Source organism: Comamonas sp. JUb58 (genome assembly GCF_004364775.1).
Classification (GTDB): Bacteria; Pseudomonadota; Gammaproteobacteria; order Burkholderiales; family Burkholderiaceae_C; genus Comamonas.
The window spans coordinates 1-12,450 of record NZ_SOAL01000042.1 but is presented as its reverse complement, the minus strand read 5'-3'; the positions used below and the strand labels follow the sequence as shown (position 1 = coordinate 12,450).

At 63.1% G+C, this 12,450-nt stretch carries 13 protein-coding genes and 1 pseudogene; 13 read left to right on the top strand and 1 reads right to left on the bottom strand.

What is annotated here, in order from left to right:
* Nucleotides 1-125: 125 nt before the first annotated feature.
* A pseudogene (locus EDF71_RS24585) lies at nucleotides 126-900 on the bottom strand (IS30 family transposase); the annotation flags it as partial.
* 87 nt (nucleotides 901-987) lie between these two features.
* Between EDF71_RS24585 and EDF71_RS24580 the strand changes: the two are divergent.
* The 13 genes from EDF71_RS24580 to EDF71_RS24520 all read left to right on the top strand — a co-directional run bounded on the left by EDF71_RS24580 (nucleotide 988) and on the right by EDF71_RS24520 (nucleotide 12,122).
* On the top strand, nucleotides 988-1,992 hold the full coding sequence (locus EDF71_RS24580) for a hypothetical protein (protein ID WP_133859144.1): 1,005 nt from the start codon (nucleotides 988-990) through the stop codon (nucleotides 1,990-1,992).
* On the top strand, nucleotides 1,989-3,029 hold the full coding sequence (locus EDF71_RS24575; protein ID WP_133859143.1) for a hypothetical protein: 1,041 nt from the start codon (nucleotides 1,989-1,991) through the stop codon (nucleotides 3,027-3,029). The genes EDF71_RS24580 and EDF71_RS24575 overlap by 4 nt, the downstream gene beginning before the upstream one ends.
* 31 nt (nucleotides 3,030-3,060) lie before the next feature.
* Nucleotides 3,061-3,396, top strand: coding sequence for a hypothetical protein (locus EDF71_RS24570; protein ID WP_133859142.1), 336 nt, complete (start codon nucleotides 3,061-3,063; stop codon nucleotides 3,394-3,396).
* A 165-nt stretch (nucleotides 3,397-3,561) separates the two neighbouring features.
* Complete coding sequence (locus tag EDF71_RS24565; RefSeq protein ID WP_133859141.1) at nucleotides 3,562-4,053, top strand: sigma-70 family RNA polymerase sigma factor; 492 nt, start codon at nucleotides 3,562-3,564, stop codon at nucleotides 4,051-4,053.
* A 69-nt stretch (nucleotides 4,054-4,122) separates the two neighbouring features.
* Nucleotides 4,123-5,229: a FecR domain-containing protein gene (locus EDF71_RS24560; protein ID WP_243854456.1), complete on the top strand. Its 1,107-nt coding sequence runs from the start codon at nucleotides 4,123-4,125 to the stop codon at nucleotides 5,227-5,229.
* Between the two features lie 121 nt (nucleotides 5,230-5,350).
* Nucleotides 5,351-7,795: a TonB-dependent receptor gene (locus EDF71_RS24555; protein WP_243854455.1), complete on the top strand. Its 2,445-nt coding sequence runs from the start codon at nucleotides 5,351-5,353 to the stop codon at nucleotides 7,793-7,795.
* On the top strand, nucleotides 7,796-8,107 hold the full coding sequence (locus EDF71_RS24550; RefSeq protein ID WP_133859139.1) for a DUF3649 domain-containing protein: 312 nt from the start codon (nucleotides 7,796-7,798) through the stop codon (nucleotides 8,105-8,107).
* Nucleotides 8,104-9,648, top strand: coding sequence for a PepSY-associated TM helix domain-containing protein (locus EDF71_RS24545; RefSeq protein ID WP_243854454.1), 1,545 nt, complete (start codon nucleotides 8,104-8,106; stop codon nucleotides 9,646-9,648). The genes EDF71_RS24550 and EDF71_RS24545 overlap by 4 nt, the downstream gene beginning before the upstream one ends.
* On the top strand, nucleotides 9,648-9,935 hold the full coding sequence (locus EDF71_RS24540) for a DUF3325 family protein (RefSeq protein ID WP_133859138.1): 288 nt from the start codon (nucleotides 9,648-9,650) through the stop codon (nucleotides 9,933-9,935). The genes EDF71_RS24545 and EDF71_RS24540 overlap by 1 nt, the downstream gene beginning before the upstream one ends.
* A gap of 109 nt (nucleotides 9,936-10,044) precedes the next feature.
* Nucleotides 10,045-10,881, top strand: a complete 837-nt coding sequence (locus tag EDF71_RS24535; protein WP_243854453.1) for a hypothetical protein — start codon at nucleotides 10,045-10,047, stop codon at nucleotides 10,879-10,881.
* Nucleotides 10,882-10,977: 96 nt separating this feature from the next.
* On the top strand, nucleotides 10,978-11,388 hold the full coding sequence (locus tag EDF71_RS24530) for a DUF2251 domain-containing protein (RefSeq protein ID WP_133859137.1): 411 nt from the start codon (nucleotides 10,978-10,980) through the stop codon (nucleotides 11,386-11,388).
* A gap of 19 nt (nucleotides 11,389-11,407) precedes the next feature.
* Complete coding sequence (locus EDF71_RS24525) at nucleotides 11,408-11,740, top strand: hypothetical protein (RefSeq protein WP_133859136.1); 333 nt, start codon at nucleotides 11,408-11,410, stop codon at nucleotides 11,738-11,740.
* A gap of 94 nt (nucleotides 11,741-11,834) precedes the next feature.
* On the top strand, nucleotides 11,835-12,122 hold the full coding sequence (locus EDF71_RS24520) for a GNAT family N-acetyltransferase (protein ID WP_133859135.1): 288 nt from the start codon (nucleotides 11,835-11,837) through the stop codon (nucleotides 12,120-12,122).
* The last annotated feature ends 328 nt before the right edge of the window (nucleotides 12,123-12,450 follow it).

Genomic DNA, 12,450 nt, shown 5'->3' with positions numbered 1-12,450 from the left:
AATGCAAACGCCCGATGCAGTGCACCGGGCGTCATTGGCCGGATTGCTCCGGCCTGTTCAACCGTCCAAACTGTCAATCTAATTTAGGACGGGTCTCCTTTTCTATGGCTGTAGTTTCTCATTGAGCGGTCCCAAGTCAAGGAGAGATACAGCTGCCTGGGCAATGTGTGCGCAAGCCGGGCTAACACGGCTCCCACGCCCACAGTGTACGAATCTTTGTCCACGCGTTAGACCAACATCACATAGCGCGTATCCCGCTCGCCAAGCGTCGCAATCTGGCTGTACGCATCACCGAACAACAGGTCGCCTTCCCAACGGCCTGGAACTGCACGATCGTCTATGCAGGCTGGACGTTCGCTGATAGGCATAGTTCGGAGTTTTCTGGGTGTAGTGCCTTGAGCGACGCATGCCTCTGGTTCGTCGCAAGTGCTCCAGCAGCTCCTTCTTCAAAGCACCGCGTGGTTGGACGAATAGCGTGCAGTAGAGGCTTCATGAGACACCTGCAACTCCTTTTGGTCCGAATACGTCCGCTTGAGCCATCCCGCTATTGGTTCGGGTGACCACAGGCCTTGCCATTTAACCGCTACGGTCTGAGCCAGTGCAGGGTTGCGTGCCAATTTTCACACCTTGGGGCGACGAGCACGCTCCCAGACTGCAGCATCGGCCTTAGCCGCTCGGTAGCAAGTCCTGCCGTCATTGCGCAGCAGCTCGCGCCAATGGTGGCGGCAGCTCGTCTCAAGCGCCTGGCGATGCAGCGAATCGATTTGCCAGCAGCCAATGCTTGGTGTGCGGCCGGTCAAAAAGCTTGACGATCTCGGGCAAGGTATCGCCTGCTTTCCAGCGATCCCACATCAGCGCTTTCTGAGCTTCGGTGTAGTAAATCCGCAGTCTTTGCTTCATACAAACACTTCTTCAGCCTTAGGCAAATATTTTATTGCAGTGTTATGCTGTTCTTCTTTTCTATTCCATACAGGTCAATTATAAATAATGCAAATAAAGCAGTTAATAAAACTGATGCCTTCCCTTTTATTGGGCGCAGCTCTGATAGGAAATGCATCAGCAAAAGATGTCGCCGCGCCCCTCCTGCTTCACCCGAGCACGGCGTCAGAGGCTGTCGCCATAGCTGCTTATAAAGAGATGCCGGCTGAGAATTTCAGCAAAATGGTGAACACCGCTTTCGAAAACGCAGGCTTCTCATTGCGTACTTCTGAACGAATGAAAGATGGCACCGTGCGTTACACCTTCGCCTACCCTGTGGCAATGGAAGGACAGGTCCAGAATATCGAAGTAGTGCTCAGGACGGATGAAAATATCGACAAGAAGGGGCGGTGTGCGACTTGTTTTCTGCGAACGACGGTGTTAACAGACTTTGCTGATCTGCAGCAGGCTCCCTGGATGCTTCAGTATGCAGTGAATCGGCAGATCCTTCCTGCCATCGATCAAGCCTATGCAAGCATTCAGCAAGATGGGCAGGCATTTATGGATGGCAGTCTAGGGTTCGATTACAAGAACCAGTGGCAAGGCGAGAAGAACCTCTATGAAAACTCGTTCGTCGGTATTGAGCAGACCCGCTTGAAATCTACGGTTATTGACGCCTATCGGGCTGCGGGATTCATATTTCAAGGCGATGTAAGGAAAGACCTCAGGGTTTCCTATTTGGTCTTTTCCTTTCCTGTGGATCCCGATCAGGCCGAAGGTGTTGTCTACAAAATTAGCGTTGCGAGCCAACTTGATGCAAGTGATCGCTGCTATCCCTGTGAAATTACCGAAGTCTACGATCCATACCAAAAGCTTCCCGCTGCAGGCCTGTCCGGAATGTCCAAGCGGCTCACACTTGAATCCCGTTTTGCGGCCTCCCGCGCACTAGCGCTGGAGAAACTCAAGAACAGCACTGCGCAATTCCTCCGTGCAGGAACCATGTTCACCATGCCTCCCAAGCCTGCACCGCTCGGGTCGCCTCGGCCACATATCAAGCCGATCGCTGTTACATGAATACTTCGGCCCAGAAGCGGGCGGCCCGCACTGGATTGCTGGGCCGGCATGCCTGGTTTGATGGCACGTTCATCGTGGGTACGCTGGTGCTGGCTCTCGGCCTGGCAGGCGTCGCATCCTTCTCTCCTGCGATGCTGATCGCCGTTGTACTGATCGATACCTGGCTTTTCGCCAATCCCCATGTGGTGGCGACCTTCACCCGTATCGGTGCCAGTTTGGCCCACGTTCGACGATATCGTTTTCTGATCTTCGGGTTACCCATGATCGTGCTCGGCGGTGTGGTGGCCGCGGCACTAGCCTACGAGATCAGCGGACTATTCACGCTCTATTTCATCGCTCAGAGCTATCACGTCGCGCGGCAATCCTTCGGTATCGCCAGGGCTTATCGACGGGCGGGGTCGACGCAACCGTTTCAAGCGGATCGACTGTCCGAAACCCTGATCTATATGGTTGCAGCCTGGGGACTACTTGCCCGCTGCGCCGAGTCTCCCAAAACTTTTCTTGAGTACCCCATTGAACTTCCGGCTGTGCCTACACAGGTGGCCGAAGTCGCAGGAGTAGCCACCATCGTGTGCGGCGCATGGTGGTTGTGGCGGATTGCACATAAGGCCTTGGCTCGCGAGATCGATTGGCGTCACGATGGGTTTGTGGCATCGCACGTGTGTGCCAATCTCGCAGCTTACATCTGGATCACCGACATAACCCTTGGCTGGCTGGTGATCAACCTCTGGCACAACCTGCAGTACTTACAGTTTGTCTGGGTGCAGAACATCCGGCGCGAGGCTGAGAAAAGCAGAGAAAGGACTTCAACAATGCTGCTCTGGAAGAGTGCCCTGCAATACATCTGCCTTTGTCTGCTACTGGGAGCCCTACTCTATTTGACCGTAGACTGGGTTGGGACACAGTTGCTTTGGCTGGGACTTCCCACTGTGCTCATCGCACACTTCACGCTGAATTTTCATCACTACCTGGTTGATGGCGTGATCTGGAAACAACACCGCGCTCCCTCACCCTGTTCAGCTGCCGCAAGAGGCTAATCGCTGCAAAGCAAGGGATGCCGACAAAAATTTGGATTATCAACAGATAGTTGTTGCATCCAGCCTACCAACAGACACCGCCGATCTGAACGACTGGTCAGAGAGACCGCTGGTGTTTCCCTTGCCAAGCGCCACACAGTTCCGTCAGGTGACGCGACCCGGCGTAGTCGAAGCCGGCATCGCGCTAGGCTTGGCTGCGGGCATGGCGGGCCGCATTCTGGACGAGACATGTGCCCATATCGAAAAGGCTGCGACAGAGCTTTTGCGCGACGATGCCCCGCACATCCAGGGCAACCCACAACACCTGCGTGTTGCCCTCGCCATGCGCCATATCGTGATGGCAGAGATGCTGGAGCGGCTGAGGTAGCACCGCGCCTTCACAAGCCCAGGCATTGGGCGTCAGCCACCCAACAGGAAGGCCCGTCATCCACAAGAAGCCGTCCGGGGGCTTCCCCACTCCAATTAGAATGATTCTTATTTTCGTCACCCGCCCCCTGCCTGCAGGGACTTCCGCCGGCCTACCGGTCCCTCCATGCTTGAGCGCTTCTACCGCGAACTGCTGAACTTTCTCCACCGCCAAGTGGGCGACCGCGATGCGGCGGCGGACCTGGCGCAGGAGAGCTATGCGCGGGTGCTGGCGGCGCAGCGGGCGGGGCCGCCGGTGATGGATGGGCGGGCGCTGCTGTACCGCACGGCGCGCAACCTGGTGATTGACCAGCACCGCCGCGCTGAGGTGCGGCGCCATGACAGCCTGGATGAGGTGTCGGCATCGGATGAGCCGCCCGCGCCCCAGCATCTGCAACCCGAGGAGGCCTTGGTGCGACAGCAGACCGTGCATGGCTATGTGCAGGTGATCGAGAGCCTGCCGCCGCGCTGCCGCGAGGCCTTTGTGCTGCATGTCATCGACGGCCTGCCCCAGGCAGAGATCGCAGCGCGCATGGGCATATCGGTTAGCATGGTTGAGAAGCATGTGGTGCGCGGCACCTTGGCCTGCAAACGGCATGGACAGGGGCCTGGCGCTTAGTTCGCCACCCACTGCCACCCCTTTTTCCTCACCACTGCCCGTCTACCTATCCTCCCGATTTTTCTGCGCATGTCCAGCACCTCTTCCTCTGTCGACCACCGCCCGGGCGCCTTGCCCGAAGGGATGGCTGCGGACGAGGCCGAGGCGCTGGAGCACGAGGCGGCGACCTGGGCCGTGCGCCGCCATGCTGGGCTGGATGCGCAGGGCCAGGCAGCCTTGCAGGCCTGGCTGGCGGCCGACCCGCGCCATGCGCCAGCGCTGGCTGCGATGGGTGCCAGCATTGCAGACGTGCAAAGCCTGCCCGAGCAAGACCTGGCTCGGCTGCGCGCCGGCCTGCCCCAGCGCGATGCACAGCGCAGCAGCGCCCCACGCCCGCGCTTTTGGCAGGCCTGGCTGCGGCCCCTGGTGCCCTATGCCGCTACGGCCCTGGTGGCAGCTGCGGTGGTGGGCGCAGGCTGGTTTGGCTGGTGGGTGCAACCCAGCTTTCAGCAAAGCTATGCCTCGCAACGCGGTCAGCAGTTGATGGTCACCTTGCCCGACGATGCGGCCTCCGGCAGCACCGTGCAGCTGGACACCGACACGCACCTGACCGCGCGGCTCTACCGCAACCGGCGCGAGGTGGCGCTGGCCGATGGCCAGGCGATGTTCTCCGTGCATGCCGACCCGAGCCGGCCGTTCCAGGTGCTGGCCGGTGATCTGCGCATCACCGTGGTGGGCACGCGCTTTTCAGTGCGCCACACGGCGCAAGGCGTGGGCGCGGGCCACACCCAGGTGGCGGTGGAAGAAGGCCGGGTGAAGGTGGAACGGCTGCAGCGCGATGCGGACCAGGCCGCGCAGGCGCCCGCCATGGTGATGCTGACAGCCGGCCAGATGCTGGAAGGCGACGCTGCGCAGGACGCGGGCCTTGGCACCATCACCGAGGTAGCGCCCGCCGCCGTGGCCCAGTGGCGCAGCGGCCGGCTGAGCTTTAACCGCACGCCCCTGGCCCAGGCCTTGGCCGAGTTTGAGCGCTATGGCTCCACTGGCCTGGTGGTGCGCGACCCGGCGGTGGCTGCCATGCCGGTGGGTGGCAGCTATGGTTTGAACCAGCACCAGCGCTTTGCGGAATTCTTGCCGCACCTGCTGCCGGTACGGCTAGTCAAACGCGATGGCGTGACGGAAATCGTCGCCCGCTGAATTTTTCAAAATATTTTTCCTGAGCACGTGCGGATTCCTGGCGCTGCTGCGTCTACAGGGGGTGGCGCGCGCTGTGCGCAGCACACAAGCCCTTTCCCTTGCCGATCCAGGAGCCCCTTCCATGCTGCGCACCGCGCCCCTTTTCCGCTTTCGCCCCACTCCCCTTGCCATGGCTGCCGCACTGGCGCTGGGTATCGCCGCTGTCCAGCCGCTGACGGCACATGCGCAGACAGCGGCATCGTCGCAAGAGGGGGCACGCAGTTTTTCGATTGCAGCGCAGCCGCTCGCCCAGGCGCTCAATGAGCTGGCTCGCCAGGGCGATCTGCAGCTGGGCTTTCCGGCAGGGCTGGTGGCCGGCAAGACGGCGCCCGCCGTATCGGGCCAGCTGACGCCGCAGCAGGCGCTGGACCGCCTGCTGGCCGGCAGCGGCCTGCAGGGCTCGGTCAAAGACCGTGCGGTGCTGGTGCGGCCCGCAGCGCCTACAACGCCCGCCACATCGGCAGACCCGGCGGGTACCGTGGTGCTGCCCACCGTCTCGGTCACGGCAGCCGCCCTGGAAGGCCTGCCCGGCCCCTATGCCGGCGGCCAGGTCGCGCGCGGCGGCAAGGTGGGCTTGCTGGGCAACCGCGATGTGATGGACACGCCCTTCAGCACCACCCAGTACACCGCCAAGCTGGTGGACGACCAGCAGGCGCAAACCATTGGCGATGTGCTGGTCAACGACCCCTCGGTGCGCAACACCTACGGCCGCAACGCAGGCCGCGAAGAGTTCAACATCCGTGGCTTTACCGTCTTCAACTACGACGTGTCGTACAACGGCCTGTATGGTCTGTCGCCGCGCAATGCGGCATCGCTGATCGGCGTGGAGCGGGTGGAAGTGCTGCGCGGCCCCAGCGCGCTGCTCAACGGCATGGCGCCGGCGGGCTCGGTGGGGGGCGGCATCAACCTGGTGCCCAAGCGCGCCGGGGCCACGCCGCTGAACCGCGTCACCGCCTCGTATGCGCAAGACAGCCAGTTCGGCGTGCATGCGGATTTTGGCCGCCGCTTTGGTGCCGACCAGGAATGGGGCGTGCGCCTCAACGTCGCCAAGCGCTCGGGCGATACGCCCATCCATGGCGCCAGCGAGCGGGTCGATGCCTTGGCCCTGGGTCTGGACTATCAGGGTGAGCGCGTGCGGCTGGAGGCGGATATCAACTACCAAAAGCGCGTCACCCATGGCCGCAGCAGCCTGCTGTTCCCACCGTCGGAGGGCACGCCGATTGCCGCAGCGCCCGACAACAAGACCAACTTCCAGCCGTCCTGGAGCTACTGGGATGCCAAGGAGCGCGCCGCCATTGTGCGCGGCGAGGTGGACATCAGCTCCAACCTGATCGCCTACGGCGCGATGGGTGCGATGGGCTATGACTTCGACAGCCTGCAAACCACCTCACAATTGCAGGATGCCCAAGGCACGCTGATGGCCCGGCCCTACCGCCTGAAAGAAGCCGTGAACACCCGTACCGCCGAGCTGGGCCTGAAAGGCAAACTCCAGACCGGCAGCCTGGGCCACGAATGGGTGCTCAGCACCAGCGGCTATGCGCAAGACAATGGCCTGCTGCGCCAGAACGGCACGGTCTACGCGTCCAGCATCTACACCCCAGCCGACATCGCCAAGCCGACCATCAGCCTGGGCGACCAGCTGCCCCGCACTGGCGAGACACGCATGACCAGCGTGGCGCTGGCCGACACCATCTCCACCGCCGACAAGCGCTGGCAGCTGACCCTGGGCGCGCGCCACCAGGAGGTGCGCACCCGCACGTTCAACGGCAGCTCAGGCGCAGAAACCGCGCGCTACGACAAGTCGGCCATCACGCCGATGGCAGCGCTGCTGTTCAAGCCCACGCAAGGCATAGCGCTGTACGGCAACTACATCGAGGGCCTGTCCCAGGGCTCGACCGCACCCGAAGGCACGGCCAATGCCGGCGAGATCTTCCCGCCCTCCAAATCCAGGCAAGTGGAGCTGGGTGCCAAGTTCGACACCGGCAACTTTGTCACCACCGCCAGCGTGTTCCAGATCAGCCGGCCCAGCAGCTTGCTCGATGCCTCGACCACGCCCTCCAGCTTCCGCATGGATGGCGAGCAGCGCAACCGGGGCCTGGAGATCGTCACCCAAGGTGAAGTGCGCCGTGGCCTGCGCCTGCTGACGGGTGTGGCCTTCACCCAGGGCAAGCTGACCAAGACTGAGGACGGCCTCAACGATGGCCGCACGGCCCCCGCCACCCCCAAGGTGCAGATCAATATCGGCGGCGAATGGGACACCGCCTTTGTGCCCGGCCTGACCTTGACCGCCCGCGCGCTGCACACCAGCAGCCAGTATGTGGATGTGGCCAACAGCCAGCAACTGCCATCCTGGAACCGCTTTGACCTGGGCGCGCGCTACCGCTTCACGGCCGGCAACACGCCGGTCACCCTGCGCCTTACGGTGGAGAACCTGCTGAACAAGAACTACTGGCAGTCTGCCGCGCGTGAAGGCCTGACCATGGGCGCGCCCCGCACCGTCCTGCTGTCGGCATCGACGGAGTTCTGATTGCGCGTTGACCAGGCGGCGCGGGCCGCTCAGTCGCGCAGGCCTGCGGCGGGCTGGGCCGTGGCATCGCGCCTGCTCGCCGGCAGCCTGGGCGGCTATGCGCTGGCCCAGCTGCTGCCGGTGGCCCTGGTCGCCAGCCTGGCCCCGGCACTGCCGCGTGCCGATGCGGTGCTAGTGGCGATGCAGCTGAGCTTTGTCGTGTACGCCGTTGCGTTGATGGCCGCCTTTGCCGCCCGCAGCGCAGGCCGCGCCTGGGCGGGCATGCTGCTGGCCAGCTTGGGCAGCGCGCTCGTCGCCTGGGTGGCGCTGTGAGCCCATCGCATCCCCCCAAGCGCGCGCTGCGCCCTGCGATGGCGGGCCTGCACACCTGGGCCGGTGTGCTGTTTGGCTGGCTGCTGTACTTTATGTTTGTCACCGGCACTTCCGGTTATCTGGATACCGAGATCGACCGCTGGATGCGCCCCGAGCTGCCCCCGGCGCAGTACCCGTTGCCACCAGAGCCCCAAGTCGCACATGCGCTGGCCTATCTGCAGGCCCATGCAGCCGATGCGCGCAGCTGGTCCATCCAGTTGCCGGTGGACCGCAACGAGCCCTATCTGCGCGTCGATTGGTCAGCCCCCAGCGCCGCACAGCCGCAGCCCGTGTGGCTGGATGTGCAGAGCGGCGCACCCATCGCCGTGCGCGACACAGCGGGCGGCCAGGCGCTCTACCAGCTGCACTGGCGCCTGCACTACCTGCCCCCGGCGCTGACGGAGTGGGTCATCGCCATCGCGTCCATGGTGCTGCTGCTCGCCCTGCTCACGGGCATCGTCGCGCACAGGCGCTTTTTTGCCGATTTTTTCACCCTGCGGCTGGGCAAGGGCCAGCGCTCCTGGCTGGATGCGCACAACCTGGCCAGCGTCGCCAGCCTGCCGTTCCAGCTGATGATCAGCTACTCGGGCCTCGTCTTTGTGATGTTCTCCTTCATGCCGCTGATCGCCAGCGCCTGGTACGGCCAGGCACCCGGCGCGGCAGTGCGCAACTTTTATGGCGAGCTGTTCCCGCCGATGGCCGCTGCCCCCGCATCGGGCCAACCTGCGCCGCAGACCACCATCGCCCCGCTGCTGGCCCAAGCCCAAGCCCGGTGGCAGGGCGCGCCCGTGGCCGTGCTCACGGTGCAAAACCCGGGCGATGCCAACGCCCGTATCAGCGCCATTGGCAACTTTGCCGGCGGCCCTGTGCGCGAGGCCGGCATCCTCGTGTTTGATGGCGTCAGCGGTGCCTTGCTGGCCGAGCGCCCTGCGCGGCAATCCAGCCCGCGCGCCGCACGCGACCTGTGGCTGGGCCTGCACGAAGGCCTGTTTGCAGGCGCAGTGCTGCGCGCGCTGTACCTGCTGTCAGGCCTGCTGGGCTGCGTGATGATTGCCACCGGCATGGTGCTTTGGTCCACCAAGCGCAGCGCACGCCAGCCCAGTGCGGGCCACGCACTCGTCAGCAGGCTCAACCCTGCGGCCATTTTGGGCTTGCCCGTGGCTATTGCGGCCTACCTTTGGGCCAATCGGTTGCTGCCGACCAGCATGGAGGCCCGCGCGCAGTGGGAGCTGCATGCGCTGTTTGCCACCTGGCTGCTGAGCTTTGTCTGGGCAGCCTGCACAGCGCCCACAAAGTCTTGGCGCTGGCTGGCTTGGTGCGCAGCACTGGGCTTTGGCCTGTTGCCCGTGCTGAATGCCGCCACCAGCAATCGGCATCTGCTGCATTCACTGCTGGCGGGCGACGCAGTGATGGCCGGCATGGACCTGGGCTTTGTCACGCTGGGCCTGGCGTTTGCAGCGGGCGCGCTGGCCTTGCAACGCCGCCAAGGGGCCAGCCGTTGATGCTGGCTCTGTCTGCTTTGTGCATGCTGCTGGGCCTGGCCGCGCTCGCCTTGGCGATGGACCGGCATGCGATGCATCTGCCTTCAGCCTGGTTCGACTCTCGTGCGCGGCGCTGGCTGCAGCTGCTGGGCGCAATGGCCTTGCTCGCTTCCCTCGTCGCTATCCTCTCAGAGATGGACAGCGGCCTGGCCTGGATCACCTGGCTGGGCCTGTTGGCACCGGCCACCCTCTGCATCGCCCTGGCCATGACCTGGGCCGGGCGCGCTGGCAAGAGGCCTAAGCGATAAGCGCAGCAGCCATCCAAAGCGCCCCGCAGCAAGGTGCCGGCCACCGCTCAACCCGCCGCAAAACCCGCACTGCTACACTGCTCCCGACCTCACTCTCCACCCCAGAGCCTTGGCCCAAGCACCCAAAAACCGCGCCGCGCTGCGCAAGCGCAAGTCCAGCTGGTCGTCACTGCGCATGCCCCAGCACATGGCATCCACCCTGCAGAAAAAACACTGGCTGCGCCTGCATGGCCTGTGCATGGGGCTGCTGGTGATGCTGGTCATGTGGGCCGTCACCGCAGCGCTGCTCCATTCCGGAGTTAGTTCGATGGCAATGCGCTATGCCATCAGCCTGGGCGTGGGCTATGCGGTCTACCTGCTGGTGCTGCGGCTGTGGGCGGCCTATCTGGTGCGCAATGCCTACGAGCGCAAGCGCGAGGACGCCTGGGTCGATGGCATCGACCCGGTGCCCGATCTGCCCATAGGCAGGAGCGCGCCCGATTGGCAGTCGGGTGGTGGCGGCAATTTTGGTGGTGGCGGGGCCTCGGGGGATTGGGCGGATGTGGACGTGTCGTCGGCTGCATCCGGTGCTTCCAGCTCCTGGACGGATGCCGTCGATGTGGTCGATATCGGCGGCGGCGATGAGGGCATCGTCATCGTGCCGATTCTGGCGGTGTTTGCCGGCTTGCTGCTCGCCTTTTTTGGCTTTGGCGCGCTGCTATGGCTCTACTTTGGCGTGGATGTGCTGCTGACTGTCGCAGTGGAGCTGGCCTTCTCGATGATGACCGCCCGCGCGCTGGTGCGGGTGGAGCGCGCAGGCTGGCTGGCCTCTGCCGTGCGACTGACCTGGAAGCCGCTACTCGGCGCCCTGGTCTGCGCCGTGGCCCTGGGCGCCTTGGCCGACTGGTGGGTGCCCGATGCCACCACCTTGCGCGAAGTGATCGCCCATATCCGCGGCACGCGATAACTACCTTGGCCTACCCAGCGCTGCCACAAAGCCGGTTTATGCTGGGCCCTTGTTGGCCGCCACGGCTTCCCCGCTCATTCATTACAAGGACTGTTCATGCCCATCGTCGTTACCGCCCAGGACACCATCCAGATCGGCGCCGCCCAGCCGATGCAAGGCAATGCACCCGACGGCAGCTATGCAGCCGTGTTTGAAGACGATGGCGACACCGCCTACTTCTACGCGCTGGATTTTGCGAATGCCGAGCAACCCATCCAGAACGCGCTGCACATCTACAACGTGGCCGATGTCTCGGACAAGCACCTGCCCTCCGAGGTGACGATTGGCTGGTCCACCGATGGCAGCAAGGTCGTGCTGCTGATCAATGGCTACCCGCATGCGGTGTTTGATTTTGCGGCCAAGCATGGCTACTGCCGTACCGCCTTTCCGCCGCCCGATGCAGATTCCGGCTGGAGCGGCCATGACTGGTCCGACGATGCCGTAGAGCTGTTTGCCACCGAAGCCTGATACCGAAAGGCGCAGCCGCATGCACAGCCACCAATTTGCGCATTGGCCCTTTGCCGATGCACACAACACCGCCAGCTTTTCTACGACCAAAGTGGTACGCGAGCATCTGCCAGTGTTGATGGTCTCGCATGATGCCGATGGAGCTTGGCAATTTCTGGATGCCACCACGGACGAGCCCGGCGAGGCCCTCTTGGTCTGCATGGCTTGCATCTATGAACGCGACCAGAGCCTGGAACAAATCGCAGACCTGCCATTGGGTTGGAGCGCCTGGCGCCAGGAAGTGGGCGGCTCGTGGGAGCGTGCCGAGAACCCGCCCGAGGACGACGATGAAGATGACAACAATGCGGCTTGAAGGCTCCTGAACCTGCGCCCCAAGCCAAGCCACCTCTCACCCGAAGACGGCCGCCATCCCTTATTCTTGGGGTTTTGTTCAGCCAAAGGCCAGCATGCCCTACACCGTTCAACACGAAGAAGCCGATTCCAAAGGCGCGTTCTTTATCAACCGCGATGCCGCACGCGTGGCCGAGATGACCTACAGCCGCACCAATGCCACGATGATCATCATCGACCACACGGAAGTGGACGATTCACTGCGCGGCGAAGGCGCCGGTCGCCAGCTGCTCAATGCGCTGGTGGCTTGGGCCCGTGAGACCCACACCAAGGTGCTGCCACTGTGCCCCTTTGCCAAGGCCCAGTTCGCCAAGGATGCGTCGCTGCGCGACGTGCTGTCCTGATACGGCTAGGGCAGAGCGCATCACGACTCTCTGCCCCACATACCCATGCTCAGTGGGTAGCCCAAACTTCACGGAATGCAGCGCCAATGGCTATCCGCTGAGCTGTCCTCAGCCCATAACTTAAAAGGGCATCTGGAAAATTACTATATCTATATAGCTAGGTGTCGCATCCCGGATGATTGCATAGACAAAACCGCTATCCACTGTTCATGGCTCGCGGGGTTCTGCGCGATCTTGTACAGTCAGTGCATTCATCCGGGAGCCCGTCATGCAAATAGCCCTGCACAAGAATGCCCGTACCACCCCATCAGTACGTGCCCTAATCGCT